Here is a 16645-nt window from a genome sequence, read left to right on the forward strand (position 1 = left end):
CGGAAAGCATACTTGTATAGCGCAGTTTAGGGATGATTACTAAAAACGGCCCGGTCGCGTTTGCGAGCGGGCCGTTCTGAGTGTCGGTCAGCGTGGTGCTGTTTTCGGGGCGATTACCGTTTCAATGCGTCGGCGGGAATTTCGATGGAGGTCAGCTTCCAATTCCATAGCCCGAATCGGCGCAACGTTAGCGTACCTTCGGAACCCTCGGTGTCGGCGCGTTGCAAGATCACCTTGCTCCAGCCCTTGAACGACAATTTATAGTTCGGTTTTTCACTGCCGGCGGACGAGCCGGCGGCCGTATCGGACGCCGTCGGCGCGCGTTGCATCAGCGCGATCAGCCCGGCGGGCGAGACCAGCGCATCGATCATCGGCCCGACCATGGCCGCGCCCAGCGCCTGGCCGACGCCGGCGAACGGGTTCGACTTCAATTCCGGCGTATCCATCGCCGCCATCATGCCGCCCATGACCTGGCCTTTCAGGTTTTCCCGAAGAGCAGGGAAGTCGACATGGTCGGAAATGGCCTCCGCATCGCGTTCGGCGATGGCGGTTCGAATTTGATACAGGGCGATGTAGGGCGAGCCGAAGGTAATGACCAGGGCTATCGTGACAAGCGCAACGGCGCTGAGCGTTAGTTTTTTCAAGTGGGTTCCGGGGTTCGGCAGGGGCGTGCCGTGGCGCGGCTTGATTATATGTTGGTGTTGGTAACTTTACAAATCTTCACGCGGCGGAGATAAAGCGGCAATCCCCCGTCGGTTTAATGGCTGCTGTGCTATTCAACCGACGGGAACAACCATGACAGCATCCGCAGCAGCGCGACCCCTGATGGTCTTGCGCGATTTGAGCAAGCGTTACGACAGCAGCGCCGGCAGCCTGATGGCGCTGGACGGCATCAACCTTGAAGTGCGGGCCGGCGAGTTCGTCGCCGTGGTCGGCAAGTCCGGCAGCGGCAAGTCGACCTTGTTGAACCTGGCAAGCGGCATCGATACGCCATCCTCCGGCGAAGTCTGGATAGACGGCGCCGCCGTGCACGGCATGCGGCAATCGGAGCTGGCGCGCTGGCGCGGCCGCCACCTCGGCATCGTGTTCCAGTTCTTCCAGCTGCTGCCGACGCTGACCGTGGCCGAGAACGTGATGCTGCCGATGGACTTCTGCGCCACCTATCCGGCGCGCCAGCGGCGTGCGCGGGCGCTGGCCTTGCTGGAACAGCTGGATATCGGCGCGCAGGCGGACAAGCTGCCGTCGGCGCTGTCCGGCGGCCAGCAGCAGCGCGCGGCGATCGCCCGCGCGCTGGCCAACGATGCGCCCATCCTGGTGGCCGACGAGCCGACCGGCAATCTCGATAGCGACACCACGCGCCAGATCATGCAGCTGTTCGCCGGCCTGGTCGAACAGGGCAAGACGGTGCTGATGGTGACGCACGAACGCGACTTCAGCGAGTACTTCACCCGTCTCGTCACCTTGGCCGACGGCCGGATCTGCGCGCCGCGCGACAGCGTCGTGGGCGTCGACCACGCCGCCCACCGGGTGCGTCATGCTTAGCCCGCGCTGGCGCAAACTGTTGCGCGATGTCGCGCTCACACCCGGCCGCGTGGCACTGATGGTGCTGGCGATGGCGGCCGGCGTGTGCGGGCTGGCCACCATGTTGAGCAGCTACACCATCCTCAGTCGCGAGACCACCCGCAACTACCTCGACACCAATCCGCCGTCGGCCACGCTGCAACTGGAGCGCATCGACGCGCCCCTGCTGGCGGCGATACGCGCCTTCCCCGGCATCGCGCAGGCGCAGGCCAGCGGCACGGTCGGCGTCACCCTGACTGGCGACGGCGCAGGGGGGACTCCGACCTTGCCGCTGACCATCTTCGTGGTGGACGATTTCAACCGGCTGCGCATCAACACCGTGTACCGCGAGCAGGGCGCGTGGCCGCCGCCGGACGGATCGCTGCTGCTGGAGCGTGAGGCACTGCGCCTGATCGGCGCGCGCATCGGCCAGCGCGTCGCCGTCGGCACGGGCCACGGCGCGCCGCAATCGCTGCTGATCTCCGGCACCGTGCACGATCCGGCGCTGCCGCCGGCCAGTCGCGGCCAGACGGTGTACGCCTATGCCACCCCGGCCACCGTGGCCGCGCTGGGACTGGACGGCAGCCTGCGCCAGCTGAAGCTGACCGTCAGCGAACAGCCCATGAATGTCGACGCCATCGAGGCGACCGTGGCGCGGCTGGCGGTCTGGCTGCGGCAGAACGGCCATGCGGTGGAACGCATCCGCATTCCGCCGCCGGGCGAGCATCCGCATCAAAAAGTCATGAGTTCGATCCTGGCGATGCTGCTGGTGTTCAGCGGCGTGGCGCTGGTGCTGTCGGCGGTGCTGGCGGCCACGGTGGTGGGCGGCATGCTGCAGCAGCAGCGGCGCCAGATCGGCGTGATGAAGACCATCGGCGCGCGGCGCTCGCAGATCGCCGGCCTGTATCTGACCTTGGTGCTGGCGTTGGCCGGCGTCGCCACGGCGCTCGGCATGTCGGCCGGGCTGGCGGCGGGGCGCGCGTTCTCGCGCGTGGTACTGAACCAGCTCCTCAACTTCACCATGCACAGCGGCGCGGTGCCGCACTGGTGCTATCTGCTGCTGATCGCGGCCGGCGTGCTGCTGCCGCTGGCGATCGCCGCGGTGCCGATCGCGCAAGCCAGCGCGGCGACGGTGCAGGCCGCGATCAGCGACAGCGGCAGCCATGGCCAGCGCTTTGTCGCGCCGGCGGCGTGGCTGGACCGCCTGCCGCTGGTCGACCGCAGCCTGCTGCTGGCGCTGCGCAACAGCCTGCGCCGGCGCGGCCGCCTGCTGCTGACCCTGGGCTTGCTGGCGCTGGCCGGCGCCATGTACATGAGCAGCCTGAATATCCGCGCCGCATCCGCGCAGCACCTGGTCGATGCGGCGGCGGAGCGCCATTACGACATCGAAACCACGCTGGCCCGTCCGGCGCCGATCGCGCAGGTCAGCCAGCTGCTGGCGGCGCTGCCGCAGGTGGCGCTGGTCGAGGCGTGGGAGCGCAGCGGCGTGGCCCGCCAGCGCGCCGACGGCCTGGAGATCGAGCGTGTCTATCCGGACGGCGCGCACGGCACGCTGGCGGTGCAGGCGGTGCCGGAGCAGAACGCCACGCTCAGGCTGGAGATGCTGGCCGGCCAGTGGCTGAGCGCCGGCCAGCCGGACGAGGTGGTGTTGAACAGCGCCGCGCTGGAATTCTTCCCGCAGGCGCGGGTTGGCGGCAGCGTCGGCATCGCCGGCCATGGCCGCACGCTGACGCTGCGGGTGGCCGGCATCGCGCGCCAGGACATGACAGCGGCCACGGTGTTCGTCTCGGCGCCGACCTATGCGCGGATGGCGGGGCGCGCGGGGCAGGCGTCCAGCTATCGCATCGTGCTGCGCGCGCACGACGAGGCGGCCATCGCGGCGGCGGCGCGCCAGATCGGCCCCACGCTGGCCGCCGCCGGCATCGACGTCCGCATGAATTTGACGGAGACCATGCTGCGCAAGGAGGTCGACGGCCATTTCGACCTGCTGATCGCGGCCATGCTGTTCATCGCGCTGTTGATGGCGGCGGTCGGCCTGTTCGGGCTGGGCTCGGCGATGGGCAGCAACGTGGCCGAGCGCGGGCGCGAGTTCGGCATCATGCGCAGCATCGGCGCCAGTTCCGCCGTGGTGCTGCGCAATGTGTTGTGCGAGGGCGTGCTGGTCGCTTTGATGAGCGTGCCGCTGGCCTTCGCCTTGTCGCTGCCGCTGTCGGCGGCGATCGGCGCCTACCTGGGCGAACTGCTGTTCGGGCTGGCGTTTCCGCTGACCGTGTCGGGCGCCGGCGCGGTGGCCTGGACGGCGATGGTCCTGCTGGGCGCCTTGCTGGCCAGCGGCCTGCCGGCATGGGCGGCGTCGCGGCTCAGCATTCAGTCATCTCTTGCCAGTCTTTGAAAGGAAAACGTCATGAAAAAATCCACCGTGGTGGCGGCGCTGATCGTCGCCGTCTGCATTGGCCTGTACGCCGGCGCGCAATATCTCGATCTGGTTGGGCTGTTCAAGCGCATGCACGGCATGTGAGCGCCGCTTCAGGCCGGCTTGAGCTGCAGCGTTAGCTGGCGCGCTAGCAAATGGCGGTCCATCAATAGCTGGAAGCGGGGGGCGCCGAGGTGGATCAGGCGCTGGTCGGTGAATTCCTGATGCCTCAGGAAATAGTCCGATTCCGGCACCGTCAGGCCGATAAGTGTTTCATTGCCGAGCTCGTCAACGGCGAGCGCGCCGACCATGACGAGAAAGGCCCGTCCTTGGCTGGACAGATTGAGCATACCGCTCTCCAATTGTTTTTAACCAAAAGAAGAGTGTACGTGGTGACGGTTGGTTTTCGGTTCGGATTTGGCTTGCAAGCTTGTAGGAGCAACGCTCCCTAGGATCCGGCCGCGACGCGTTGTTGTATGTTTTCGATAACTTTGTCGGTGCGCATCTGGCGCAGCACGGCGGCCAGCTGCGGCACCAGCGCTTCGTGCTTCTTGTGCAGGTAGTGGTAGACCGGGAAGGCGGCCAGCGGCGGCGCCATCACCACCACCTCGTCCAGCTTCAGTTGCTTGATCACCGCCATGCCGGACAGGCGGTTGCCGACCACCACGTCGGTGCGTCCCACCATCATCTTCTGGAAGGCCTGGGTCATGGTCGGCACCGCCTCGGTCTTCATGCCGATGGTGTTTTCCTGCACGATCTTGATGCCGCGCACGTGGCCGATGGTGTAGGGCTTGAGGCTGTCCCAGCCATGGAGGACGAAGCTGGTGCCGTGCGTGAAGACCACGATTTCGTAGGTCAGCAACGGCACCGGCACGATGACCAGGTTGCCGTAGGTGCGGTCCATGCCCAGCTTGCGATACAGCTCGCCGTCCATGCGGCCTTCGTTGGCGTAGATCAGGGTGCGCTCGCCGGGCAAGCGGTGCACCTCGAGCTTGTAGCCCAACCGGCTGTAGGCTTCGCGCAGCACCAGTTCGGCGATGTCCGTTGCCGGATCTTCACCGACCAGGGTGGAGACGTTGACCACCGGCTTGGCCGGCGCCGCCACGGCGGGCAGCCAGGGCAGCAATGCCAGCCGGATCAGGGAGCGGCGCTTCATTGTGCGGGTGCTTTCTGCGGAAATCGTCATGAAGCCAAGTCATCAGCATATACGCTGGCGAGTCGCTACGCCAATAGTATCGCGCCATTGCGGGTTTTGCATAAAAGCAACACTATGGCCGCCCGGCATCGACAGGCCGGCGTGCTCAAGCGTAGGATCGAAGTGCTGCAACCCGGGTTCATCCCGTCACCCACCATAAGGAACATCCATGAAACGTTATGCCATTGCTGCGCTCAGTTTGTTGTCGGTCACGCTGCCGGCGCTTGCCGCCGACAAGATGGCGACGCTCGACCCCAAGGTTCCCTGCGTGATCGAGTATCCCAAGGCCTCGCTGATGAACGAAGAGAAGGGCACGGTAGTGCTGAGCCTGAAGCTGTCGGCCGACGGCAAGGTGCAGGAGTCGAAGGTCAGCAAGTCGAGCGGCTTCAAGAACCTCGACAAGGCGGCCTCGACCAGTATCACCAAGTGCAAATTCCTGTCGCCGGGCGGGGATCAATGGCAAACCCTGGAGTACGTGTGGAAGCTGGAATAAGCCTGCCCTAGGGACACAGCGGGCTGCCCGCCTGCAAGCCCAGCGACTCGGCCTTGACGATGGTGGTCGCGGTGGGCAGCGTGGCGGGCAGGCTGAACAGGGGCATGACGGTCTGGTAGCTCACCGCGTCGCAGTTGTTGCCGTTCGGCGCGCACAGCCGCACGCGCACGAAGCGGATGCAGCCGGCGCCGTTCGGATCGGCGATGCAATTGAGGCGCGCGCGCGCCACGCAGGCCGGCAGGTAGCCGGTGGGGATGGGCGTGAGCGTCAGGTCGCCGTTGGCGCTGCGCGCCAGCGACAGGTAGTCGATGCGCAGGTGGCTGTCGGTGACGGGCTGGCCCAGCACCAGCATGCCGGGGCTGTCGCGCAGCAGCGCCGTCTGGCGCACCCGGTCCATCGCGGCCGGGTTGCTGAAGTCGCTCACGGCGGCCAGCGCGGCGGCGCGCCGCGTAGCTTCCTGCAAGGTATTGAGCAAGTACATCGCGCGCGCCACCTCCATGGTGGCGAACAGCAGCGTGAAAAACAGCAGCGACAGCAGGCTGAATTCGATCGTGATCACGCCGCAGTGCGGCGCGCGCGGGGGCTTAGTTGCCGACATAGCGCATGGTCGCGACGACGCTCAGCGGCAGGCCGTAGGCGCCCAGCAGATTGTATGAGAAATCGGGAAACACATCGTCCTCCAGCAGGGTAATGATTTGCACGCTGACCGTGGTGGGCACGACCAGGCCGGCGCACGGACCGCCGTCGCAGCTGACGCCGACGGTCGGTGCGCTGCTGCCGGCGCTGCTGCCGGCGAGTTCGGCCGCGACGATGGCGCGCGCGGCGGCCTGCAGGCCCGTCGTGCGGGACGGCGACTTGAAGTCGAGCGTGGAGCAGGACGACAGGTAGCGCGCGGCGTCGTGGGCGGCCTTGTGGGCGAGCTGGTAGTGGTACAGCGCGCGCCCCAGGAACAGCGGCAGCGCCAGCAGCACCAGGAACAGCGGCAGCATCAGCGCCATTTCGACGGCGGCGATGCCGCGCTGGCGTCGGGCGGGCCGGCTCATGGCAGCAACTCGACGGCGCCGCCCAGCGCCTGGTCCGGCACCGCGCCGCCGAATTCGGCGACCAGGCTGGTGGCGGTGGCCGGCACCGTCATGAAAAACCTGCCCACCGCCAGCACGGTGGCGCTGACGGCGCCGCCGGCCGGCACCGGGCAGGCCAGCAGCGCCACATTGAGCACGCGGCGCTGGCGCAGGCCGGGCAGGTTGGCCGCCGACGGCGCCTGGAAGTTGGCGCCGACCACCGCCAGATAGGGCGTGCTGGCCGGGTAGCCGCTGGCGGCCGGCACGCCGGGCGCATACAGCGAGGCCCAGTTGCTGGCGGCGAAGGTGGCGTAACCGGCAGCGGGTTCGGCGGCGCCGGGCGCGTAGGCGGCATACGGCACTGCCCTGGCGTAGGACCACAGCGGGCCGTAGTCGGCGTTCAGCGTGCCGGCCGGCGAGGGCAGCGGGTCGGCCACCGTCCACAGCTTGCCGCTGGCGGCGTCGGCGAACTTCTTGGCGCCCTGGCCGTTGCGCGCCGTGCTCATCCACGGGATCGCCGTGTAGACGTAGGACTTGATGTTGGCGTCGGGCGGCGCGCCGTTGGGCGAGCAGGCGCCGCCGGCGTACTGGTCGAAGCGCGAGTTGAGCTGCGGGTACTGGGTGGCCAGCGGGAAGCCGTGGCTGACGGTGATGGCGCCGCCCTGCAGGCGCGCGATCTGCAGCGTGCCGGCGCACACATAGGGCGTAAGCACGCTGTCGGCGGTGTTGGCGGCGCTGCCGGCGCTGCCGGGCGGCGACAGCGGGTCGATGGCGTAGTGGGCCGGCGCCAGGCCGTTCGGGTTGAGCTGCATCAGGTCGTAGCCGACGCCGCGCCGGAAGCCGTATTCCACCAGCTCGGTCAGCGCCGGCGGGCCGGGATTGAGGCGGGCGGCGGCGGGCGTGTTGGACAGCGCGCACACCGCCAGCGGCGTGGCGGCGATGGTCAGGCGGCCGGCCACGGCGTGGGCCGAGGTGCTCACCGTGGCCAGCGTGTTCGACAGCAGGCGGATGAACACCGTCGACAGCTGGCCGTGGGCCGGATCGAGCAGGCCGGTGTCGGCGCGCGCGTACAGCAGGCCGTCCGGCGCGGCCTGGGCGGCGGCGGCGCTGTGCCAGGGGCCGGCCGCGTCCGGCGTGGTGCTGAAGGTGAGGGCGGCGCTGGACCAGCTGACCGGCAGCTTGCCGAACTGGTAGCGCATGTCGCCGGCCGCGTCGGCGGCCTTGACCAGCGCGCTGGCGACGCCGGCGGCGGTGCCGTTCAGTTCGCGCGCGGCGGCCAGCGCGGTGGCGTCGGCCAGCAGTTGCAGCTCGGCCTTGCGGCCGTACAGCTGGCCCAGGTCGAGCGCCATGCCGATCAGCGCCAGCATGCCGACCACGGCCATGCCGAACATCAAGGCCAGGGCGCCGCGCTGCCGGCGCGGCCAGCGGCTGTGGGTCTTCATGCGCGGCCTCCTGAGTGTCGATACCGCTACAGTCTATCCACTCGGAAACATTGGCGTTTGATCGAAGACAAGCGCGATGCTCCTGACAGAAACTGTCACAGCCTGCCGTTAACATTCTGTTCATGCGGCGCCGGGACAGCGCGCCGCGACCACCCTTATCAACCACCAGGAGAACCTCCATGATCAGCCCTAACTATGTCCTGCTGTATGTCGACGATCCGGTCGTCAGCGCCGCCTACTACGCCGACTTGCTGGGCCAGCAGCCGGTGGACGTATCGCCGACCTTTGCCTTGTTCATGCTGGAGTCCGGCCTCAGGCTGGGCCTGTGGTCGCGCCACACGGCGGAGCCGAAGGCGCTGGCCTCCGGCGGCGGCAGCGAGCTGTGCGTCAGCGTGGCCGACCGCACGGTGGTCAACGATATGCACGCCGACTGGTCGGCGCGCGGCGTGACCATCGCCCAGCGTCCGGTGGCGCTGGACTTCGGCTACACCTTCGTGGCCGTCGACCGCGACGGCCACCGCTTGCGCGTGTTCGTGCGCGAAGGCGAGTAAGCGCGGCGGCAGCCGGCCCGGCGCCGGCTGCCGCAATTGTCGGTTGACACTCAAAAACAATGGGTGATATATTCGTCCGCATGAATTGGTAACGTTTCCAAAACTTGTTGCATGAACCGTGTCTCTTCGGTCGCGAAGTTGCCGGCGCCCACAGCGGCGCCGGTTTTTTTGCCCGGCACGGCGGGAACGGCTAAGATCGCACACCAGAACAGCACAGCGCCGGGGCACATCGGCGCACAAGGAGACAGGATGAGCTATCACCGTAGGGGCGGCATTGCCGCGTCGTTGCTGGCCGCGCTGGCGGGGGCCTTGGCCGCCACCGCCGGCGGCGCCAGTCACGCGGCCGCGCCGGCCGCCGGGCCGCGCGCCGAAGTGATGCACTGGTGGACCTCCAGCAGCGAGTCGGCCGCCGTGCGCAAGTTCGCCGAAGCCTACCGCGCCGCCGGCGGCGTCTGGGTCGACACCGCCGTGGCCGGCGCCGACCAGGCCAAGGCGGTGGCGATCAACCGCATCGTCGGCGGCAACCCGCCCACCGCCGCCCAGTTCAACACCACCAAGCAGTTCCGCGACCTGATCGACCAGGGCTCGCTCAACAACGTCGACGACATCGCCGCGCGCGACCACTGGGACCAATTGATGCCGGCGCCGATGCTCGACGTGATCCGTGTCAAGGGCCACTACTACGCGCTGCCGGTCGACATCCACATGTCGACCTGGATCTGGTATTCCAAGGCGGCGTTCAAGAAGGCCGGCATCGTCAAGGAGCCGGCCACGCCGGACGAGCTGTTCGCCGCGCTCGACAAGCTGAAGGCGGCCGGCGTGGTCGGCCTGGCGCACGGCGGCCAGCCGTGGCAGGAAAATATTTTGTTCCAGGCCATGCTGGCCAATGTCGGCGGCAAGGAGCTGTACCTGCAGGTGCTGCGCGAGCGCGATCCCAAGGCGCTCAATTCGGAAGCGTTCAAGAAGGTGCTGGTGGCCTTCAAGCGCCTGCAGGGCTATGTCGACGCCGGCTCGCCCAACCGCAACTGGAACGACGCCACCGCCATGCTCATCAGCGGCAAGGCCGGGGTGCAGATCATGGGCGACTGGGCCAAGGGGGAGTTCGCCGCCGCCAGGCAGACCGCCGGCAAGGACTACGGCTGCATCGCCGGCCTCGGCCCGGCCGTGCCCTACCTGATCCAGGGCGACGCCTTCGTGTTCCCGAAAACCGCCAACGCCGACGCCGTCAAGGCGCAGAAGCTGCTGGCCACCACCATGCTGGCGCCGGCCGCGCAGCTGGAGTTCAGCAAGCTCAAGGGATCGCTGCCGGTGCGCAGCGATATCGACGTGTCGTCGATGGACGCCTGCGCCCAGGCCGGCATGGCGATCATGAAGGACAAGGCGCGTCCGCTGGGCATGATCGAGGTCTACCTGACGCCGGACCAGAACGGCGCGCTGCAGGACGTGCTGACCGCGTTCTGGAATACCCGCATGCCGGTGGAGAAGGCGCAGAAGAGCATCGCCGCCGCGCTGCGCGATTGAGCGCGCCGGCGCGCTTGTCACCGCCGGGCGCGATGGGGTATGCTTGCCGCCGACTGAACGGATAAGGGAAGCTGTGGCAACCATCAAAGACGTAGCCCGCCTGGCGGGAGTAGGGCTGGGCACAGCGTCGCGTGTGATCAGCGGCAAGGGTTCGGTGTCGCAGGCGACGCTGGAAAAGGTGCGCAAGGCGATCGAGGAGCTGGAGTTCCGGCCGTCGCACGCGGCGCGCTCGCTGCTGTCGGGCAGCTCGCAGATGATCGGCGTGTACATCCCGTATCTGAGCGGGACGTTCTACACGCCGATCCTGCAGTCGATCTACACGGCGCTGCGGGCCAGCGGCTTGAACATGGTGGTGGCCTTCGGCGTCGGCGAGGGCGATGCGCGGCAGCAGGCGATCGAGGGCGTCAACTTCCTGATCGAGCGCGGCAGCGACGGCTTGATCGTGATGAGCAATGCGCTGGAGGACGAGGATTTTGTGGCGCTGGGGCCGTTCCAGTCGCGGGTGGCGGTGATCAACCATTCCTTCGCCAGCATCGCCGAGCAGTGCTTCACCGTCGACCACGAGGCCGGCGGCCGGCTGGCGGCGCGCATCTTGCTGGAGCTCGGCCACCGCCGGATCGCGGTGATCGCGGGCCGCGCCAGCGCGCCGGACAACCAGCAGCGCATCGCCGGTTTCATGGCGGAGCTGGCGGCGGCGGGCATCGATCCGGCGTCGGTGTGGATGGAGGACGGGCAGTTTTCGCCGGAAGGCGGCTGGGCTTGCACCGAGCAGCTGCTGGCGTCGGGCTATGAATTTACGGCGGTGTTTTGCGCCAACGATGAGATGGCGGTGGGGGCCTTGTCCTGCTTCCAGCAGGCGGGGGTGGCGGTGCCGGAGCAGGTCTCGGTGCTGGGATACGACGACACGCACAGCGCGGAATTCACCGCGCCGCGCCTGAGCAGCGTGCATATCCCGTGGAGCGAGATGACCTTGAACGGCCTGAACTTCCTGCTCAACCGCTGTTACGAGCTGAAGCGGCCGGTCGAGCGCGAATACAGCGTGCACGTGACGCAGCGGGCGTCGCTGGCGTCGGTTAAAAAGCCGTAAAGAATGAGGGTGTGCGCCGGTCGCACGCTCTTTTTTTGTAGTATATTGGAAACGATTCCACACACGGGAGGCGCTGGATGGTCACAACACGATTGCTGAGCACCGCCTGGCTGGCGACAGCCTTGCTGGCCGGCGCCGCCGAGGCGCAGGGCGCGCCGCCTTTGCTGCCTATGTTGCACACGGAGGGCACGCGCTGGCGGGCGGCCGACGGCAGCGCGCCGGCGCTGCGCGGCGTCAACCTGGGCAACTACCTGATCCAGGAATTCTGGATGATGGGCCAGGGCAGCGCCGGCATCGGCGACCAATGCAAGCTGGAGGCGGTGCTGGATAAACGTTTCGGCTACGCCGAGCGCGAACGCCTGTATGCGCTGTACCGCGACAACTGGATCACCGCGCGCGACTGGGACATGCTGCCCAAGCTGAAGCTGAACCTGGTGCGCCTGCCCTTCATCTACAGCGTGCTGGAAGACGAAAAAAATCCGCGCCAGCTGCGCGCCGACGCCTGGCACTACCTGGACAACGCCATCGACGAAGCCGAGAAGCGCGGCATCTACGTGATCCTCGACCTGCACGGCGCTGTCGGCTCGCAGGGCTGGGAACACCACAGCGGCTGCGCCGGCAAGAACCAGTACTGGGACACGCCCGAATACCAGGCCCGCACCATCTGGTTGTGGCAGCAGATCGCCGCCCGCTATAAGGAGCGCGGCGCGGTGGCCGGCTACAGCATCCTCAACGAACCGTGGGGCACGACGCCGGAAAACCTGGCCGTCGTCATGGGCACGCTGTACCGCGAGATCCGCAAGGTCGATCCCAACCACGTCATCATCCTGCCGGGCCACAGCAAGGGCATAGAGGCCTACGGCAAACCGTCCGAGCATGGCCAGTCCAACGTGGCGTTCGAGATGCATCCCTATCCGGGCCACTTCGGCTGGGGCAAGCCGGGTGCCGCCGTGCACCGCGACTGGCTGCAATGCGGCCCTGCTGGCAAAGGCGGCGTGTGCGCCTGGAAGGCGCAGCAGCAAAAGCTGGACACCGCCTACTTCATCGGCGAGTTCCAGCCGTGGGCCTTCATGGGGGCGGAGCTGGGCGGCCAGGTCACGCGCGCCAGCTACGACACCTATGTCGCCAACGGCTGGGCCTCGACCGCCTGGTCCTACAAGCTGCTGTCCAACCAGGGCGGGCAGGGCAAGGGCACCTGGGGCATGGTGACCAACGCGCCCGGCGCCCGCATCCCCAAGCTGGACTTCAACAAAGCCTCGCTGGCCGAGATCGAAAACCTGTTCCGCCTGTTCGGCAGCGTGCCGTATGAACCGCAGCAAACCGTCATCAAATGGATGAACGCCACCGTACCGCCCACTCCCTTCGCACACAAAAACTAAAACCATGACCATGATTCTTACCGACCTGCCTACGGCGATCCAGCGTTCCGACTTTGCCAGCGACTTCCTGTGGGGTGTTTCGACATCGGCCTATCAAATCGAGGGCGCCGCCGCGGAGGACGGACGCGTGCCGTCGATCTGGGACACCTTCAGCGAAACGCCGGGCAAGGTGCGCGACGGCTCCACCGGCGCCGTCGCCTGCGACCACTATCACCGCTGGGAGGAAGACCTGGACCTGGCCCAGTCGATGGGCCTGAATTCCTACCGCTTCTCGATCGCCTGGCCGCGCATCTTCAACGGCGTCGATGCCGAACCGAACGCCAAGGGACTGGCGTTCTATTCGAAGCTGGTGGACGGCATGCTGGCGCGCGGCCTGCAGCCGTGGTGCACGTTGTATCACTGGGACCTGCCGCAGTACCTGGAAGACCAGGGCGGCTGGGCCAACCGCGCCACCGTCGACGCCTTCCTGCGCTACGCCGATGTGATCAGCAAGTACCTGGGCGACCGCGTGCAGCACTGGATCACGCACAACGAGCCGTGGTGCACGGCCATGCACGGCAACTGGGACGGCATGCACGCGCCGGGCAACAAGAGCCTGCCGCTGGCGCTGCAGGTGTGCCACAACGTGCTGGTGTCGCACGGCCTGGCGGTGCCGCTGATACGCGCCAACGTGCCGGGCGCGAAGGTCGGCATCGCCCTGAGCCTGCACCCGGTCAAAGCCGCCAGCGACAGCGCCGCCGACCAGGAGGCCGTGCAGCGCCACGACGCGCTGCGCAACCGCTGGTTCCTCGACTCGCTGTATGGCCGCGGCTATCCGGAGCTGGCGCTGCAACTGGTGGGCCGGGACGCGCCGCAGGTGCTGCCGGGCGATATGGAAGCCATCGCCGTACCGATGGATTTCCTCGGCGTGAACTACTACTTCCCCGAGGTGGTGAAGGACGCGCCGGACCAGTATCCGCTGCGGACCTCCATCATCTATCCGCAGGATCGCCAGCGCACCGGCTTCGGTTGGGAAGTGTCGCCGCAAGGCCTGGTCGAACTGCTGGAGCGCGTGGCGCGCGATTATCCGACCGGCGATTTGTACGTGACCGAAAACGGTTCGTCCTACGACGACCACCTGGACGCCGACGGCGCCGTCAACGACACGGCGCGGCGCGATTACCTGATCCGCCATCTGGCCGCCGTGCGCGACGCCATCGCCGCAGGAGGCAACATCAAGGGCTATTTCGCCTGGAGCCTGCTGGACAACTTCGAATGGGCGGAAGGCTATCTGCGCCGCTTCGGCCTGACCTATATCGACTACCCGACGCAACGCCGCATCCTCAAGCAAAGCGGCCAGTGGTACAGCGGCTTTTTGCGCGACGCATAAAACACCATCAACAACGGAGACAAGTACCGAATGAAGACCAATAACTACATCTTGCGCCGCGCCGTGCTGGCCGCCACGCTGGCGCTGGGCGGCGCCATGGCAACCGCCGCCGCGCCGGCCGCCAAGCCGCTGGCCGACTGGCCGCACATCACCAGCGCCGTCAAGCAGGACAAAGCGATGGAGGCGCGCATCGCGCAGATCGTCGCCGGCATGACGCTGGCGCAGAAGATCGGCCAGATGACGCAGCCGGAAATCAAATTCAGCACGCCGGACGACATCCGCAAGTACTACATCGGCTCGGTGCTCAACGGCGGCGGCAGTTGGCCGGACGGGAACAAGCACGCCAGCGCGGCCGACTGGGTCAAGCTGGCCGACGCCTACTACGACGCCTCGATGGGCACCGACATGAAGGTGCAGATCCCCGTCATCTGGGGCATCGACGCCATGCATGGCAACAGCAATATGTACGGCGCCACGCTGTTCCCGCACAACATCGGCCTGGGCGCCGCGCGCGACGCGAAGCTGATCGGCGAGATGGCCAAGTCGGTCGCCAAGGCGGTGCGCGCCACCGGCATCGACTGGGTGTTCGCGCCGACGCTGGCCGTGGTGCGCGACGACCGCTGGGGACGCACCTACGAATCCTTCTCGGAAGATCCGTCCATCGTCAAGGACTACGCCGGCGCCTACGTCAAGGGCCTGCAGGGCGACCTGAAATCGGATAACACGGTGGTCGCCACCGCCAAGCACTTCATCGGCGACGGCGGCACGGCCGAAGGCAAGGACCGCGGCGAGAACCAGTCGACGATGTCGGACATGATCAACATCCACGCCCAGGGCTACTACCCGGCGCTGCAAGCTGGCGTGCAGACGGTGATGGCGTCCTTCAACAGCTGGAACGACGTCAAGGGCGGCGTCGACCACGGCAAGATGCACGGCAGTAAAGAGCTGCTGACCGACGCGCTGAAAACCAAGATGGGCTTCGACGGCCTGGTGGTCAGCGACTGGAACGCCATCGCCGAAGTGCCGGGCTGCGCCAACGACAGCTGCGCCGCCTCGATCAACGCCGGCGTCGACATGGTGATGGTGCCGGAACACTGGAAGGCCTTCATCGCCAACACCATCGCGCAGGTGGAGAAGGGCGAGATCCCGAGGTCGCGCATCGACGACGCCGTCACCCGCATCCTGCGCGTGAAGCTGCGCGCCGGCCTGTTCGACGGCAAGAAGCCATCGCAGAACATCTACGCCGGCAAGCAGGAGCTGCTGCAGGAGCGCGCGCTGGCGCGCCAGGCGGTGCGCGAATCGCTGGTGCTGTTGAAGAACAACGGCGGCTTGCTGCCACTGGCGCGCGACAAGAAGATCCTGGTGGTCGGCAAGAGCGCCGACAGCATGGCCAACCAATCGGGCGGCTGGTCGCTGACCTGGCAGGGCACCGACAACAAGAACAGCGACTACCCGTTCAGCGACACCATCCTGGCCGGTATCCAGGACGCCGCCGGCAAGGACAACGTCACCTTCAGCGAAAACGCCGCCGGCGTCGACGTCAGCAAGTTCGACGCCGTCATCGCCGTCATCGGCGAGACGCCATATGCGGAAGGCGACGGCGATATCGGCCCATCGGGCACGCTGCGCCTGTCCGGCCGCCATCCCGAGGACCTGGCGGTATTGCAGGCGGTGGCGGGCAAGGGCAAGCCAGTGGTGACGGTGCTGATGTCGGGCCGTCCGCTGTTCGTCAACGATCTGCTCAACCTGTCGGACAGTTTCGTCTCGGCCTGGCTGCCTGGCACCGAAGGCAAGGGCGTCTCCGATGTGCTGTTCCGCAAAGCGGACGGCAAGGTCAATGCGGACTTCCACGGCAAGCTGTCGTTCTCGTGGCCGAAGTCGGCCTGCCAGTCACCGCTGAACGTCGGCGACGCATCCTACGATCCTCTGTTCAAGTACGGCTACGGCCTGACGTATGCAACTGCGGCAAGCAAGGGCGCCTTGCCGCTGCTGGACGCCAGCTATCCGGCCGGCGGCTGCGGCAAGACCAGCGCGGTACCGGTGTACGCGCCGGCCGACCGTTCGACCTATGCGCTGTATGTCCACAGCGGCGGCCAGCGCGTGGCCTTGGGCGCGGACCTGAACGCCGTCTTCAAGCTGCCGACCGTCACCGTCGAAACCGCGCAGATCAACACCCAGCAGGACGCCAAGCGTCTCACCTGGACCGGTGCCGCCAAGCTGGAGGCGCAAGCGGCCAAGGCGCACAAGCTGCCGGCCTTCGCTTCGACCGACGGCGCGCTGCAATTTGATGCTATCGTGTCGGCTGCGCCGCAGGGCAAGGTCAGCGTCGGCATCGAAACGGTGGAGCTGGACGCCAGCGCCGTGTTCCAGCGTTTGGCGGGCAAGGGCAAGCAGACGGTTAAAATCCCGTTGGCCTGCTTCAGCGCCAAGGGACTGTCGCTGGCGGCACTGAGCACGCCGTTCAGCGTGGCCGCCGATGCGCCGTTCGCCGCGAGCTTCGCCAACATCCAGATCGTTGGCGGCGCCGCCAAAGACAAGGATGCGCTGGCGTGCGGCGACTTTAAATAACAATCA

Annotated in this window: 15 protein-coding genes; 9 read left to right on the forward strand and 6 right to left on the reverse strand. The window is 67.1% G+C overall.

What is annotated here, in order from left to right:
- Positions 1-113: 113 nt before the first annotated feature.
- On the reverse strand, positions 114-644 hold the full coding sequence (locus RUGAMON1_RS22205; protein WP_445232581.1) for a DUF2939 domain-containing protein: 531 nt from the start codon (positions 642-644) through the stop codon (positions 114-116).
- Between the two features lie 151 nt (positions 645-795).
- Between RUGAMON1_RS22205 and RUGAMON1_RS22210 the strand changes: the two genes are divergently transcribed.
- Complete coding sequence (locus tag RUGAMON1_RS22210; protein WP_445232582.1) at positions 796-1542, forward strand: ABC transporter ATP-binding protein; 747 nt, start codon at positions 796-798, stop codon at positions 1540-1542.
- The gene (locus RUGAMON1_RS22215; RefSeq protein ID WP_445232583.1) at positions 1535-3952 is read left to right on the forward strand and encodes an ABC transporter permease; all 2418 of its coding nucleotides are present in this window, start codon (positions 1535-1537) and stop codon (positions 3950-3952) included. Before RUGAMON1_RS22210 ends, RUGAMON1_RS22215 begins: the two co-directional genes overlap by 8 nt.
- A gap of 134 nt (positions 3953-4086) precedes the next feature.
- Here the strand turns inward: RUGAMON1_RS22215 and RUGAMON1_RS22220 are convergent, their stop codons facing one another.
- Both RUGAMON1_RS22220 and RUGAMON1_RS22225 read right to left on the reverse strand, forming a co-directional pair.
- Positions 4087-4323, reverse strand: a complete 237-nt coding sequence (locus RUGAMON1_RS22220) for a hypothetical protein (protein ID WP_445232584.1) — start codon at positions 4321-4323, stop codon at positions 4087-4089.
- A 98-nt stretch (positions 4324-4421) separates the two neighbouring features.
- Positions 4422-5129, reverse strand: a complete 708-nt coding sequence (locus RUGAMON1_RS22225; RefSeq protein WP_445232585.1) for a substrate-binding periplasmic protein — start codon at positions 5127-5129, stop codon at positions 4422-4424.
- Positions 5130-5337: 208 nt separating this feature from the next.
- Between RUGAMON1_RS22225 and RUGAMON1_RS22230 the strand changes: the two genes are divergently transcribed.
- Positions 5338-5661, forward strand: a complete 324-nt coding sequence (locus RUGAMON1_RS22230) for an energy transducer TonB (RefSeq protein ID WP_116987854.1) — start codon at positions 5338-5340, stop codon at positions 5659-5661.
- 7 nt (positions 5662-5668) lie between these two features.
- On the opposite strand, the gene RUGAMON1_RS22235 is transcribed toward RUGAMON1_RS22230, so the two are convergent.
- From RUGAMON1_RS22235 to RUGAMON1_RS22245, 3 genes are read right to left on the reverse strand one after another with little or no spacing between them, the layout of a single operon-like run.
- On the reverse strand, positions 5669-6259 hold the full coding sequence (locus RUGAMON1_RS22235) for a TadE/TadG family type IV pilus assembly protein (protein ID WP_445232586.1): 591 nt from the start codon (positions 6257-6259) through the stop codon (positions 5669-5671).
- Positions 6246-6704, reverse strand: coding sequence for a TadE/TadG family type IV pilus assembly protein (locus RUGAMON1_RS22240; protein WP_445232587.1), 459 nt, complete (start codon positions 6702-6704; stop codon positions 6246-6248). The genes RUGAMON1_RS22235 and RUGAMON1_RS22240 overlap by 14 nt, the downstream gene beginning before the upstream one ends.
- A complete protein-coding gene (locus RUGAMON1_RS22245) occupies positions 6701-8164 on the reverse strand; it encodes a pilus assembly protein TadG-related protein (RefSeq protein ID WP_445232588.1) in 1464 nt (487 codons plus the stop codon). Before RUGAMON1_RS22245 ends, RUGAMON1_RS22240 begins: the two co-directional genes overlap by 4 nt.
- Before the next feature lie 179 nt (positions 8165-8343).
- On the opposite strand from RUGAMON1_RS22245, the gene RUGAMON1_RS22250 reads away from it, so the two are divergent.
- The 6 genes from RUGAMON1_RS22250 to RUGAMON1_RS22275 all read left to right on the forward strand — a co-directional run bounded on the left by RUGAMON1_RS22250 (position 8344) and on the right by RUGAMON1_RS22275 (position 16639).
- Positions 8344-8715 carry a VOC family protein gene (locus RUGAMON1_RS22250; RefSeq protein ID WP_445232589.1) on the forward strand — a complete coding sequence of 124 codons (372 nt, stop codon included), beginning with the start codon at positions 8344-8346 and terminating at the stop codon, positions 8713-8715.
- Between the two features lie 249 nt (positions 8716-8964).
- Positions 8965-10236, forward strand: a complete 1272-nt coding sequence (locus RUGAMON1_RS22255) for an ABC transporter substrate-binding protein (RefSeq protein ID WP_445232590.1) — start codon at positions 8965-8967, stop codon at positions 10234-10236.
- Positions 10237-10309: 73 nt separating this feature from the next.
- Positions 10310-11323 carry a LacI family DNA-binding transcriptional regulator gene (locus RUGAMON1_RS22260; protein WP_445232591.1) on the forward strand — a complete coding sequence of 338 codons (1014 nt, stop codon included), beginning with the start codon at positions 10310-10312 and terminating at the stop codon, positions 11321-11323.
- A gap of 77 nt (positions 11324-11400) precedes the next feature.
- Positions 11401-12702, forward strand: coding sequence for a glycoside hydrolase family 5 protein (locus tag RUGAMON1_RS22265; RefSeq protein ID WP_445232592.1), 1302 nt, complete (start codon positions 11401-11403; stop codon positions 12700-12702).
- Between the two features lie 4 nt (positions 12703-12706).
- The gene (locus tag RUGAMON1_RS22270) at positions 12707-14071 is read left to right on the forward strand and encodes a GH1 family beta-glucosidase (protein WP_445232593.1); all 1365 of its coding nucleotides are present in this window, start codon (positions 12707-12709) and stop codon (positions 14069-14071) included.
- 30 nt (positions 14072-14101) lie between these two features.
- A complete protein-coding gene (locus tag RUGAMON1_RS22275; protein ID WP_445232594.1) occupies positions 14102-16639 on the forward strand; it encodes a glycoside hydrolase family 3 protein in 2538 nt (845 codons plus the stop codon).
- Positions 16640-16645 lie beyond the last annotated feature (6 nt).

Origin of the sequence: Duganella rhizosphaerae, from assembly GCF_040364205.1 — a bacterium.
Taxonomy (GTDB): Bacteria; Pseudomonadota; Gammaproteobacteria; order Burkholderiales; family Burkholderiaceae_D; genus Rugamonas; species Rugamonas rhizosphaerae.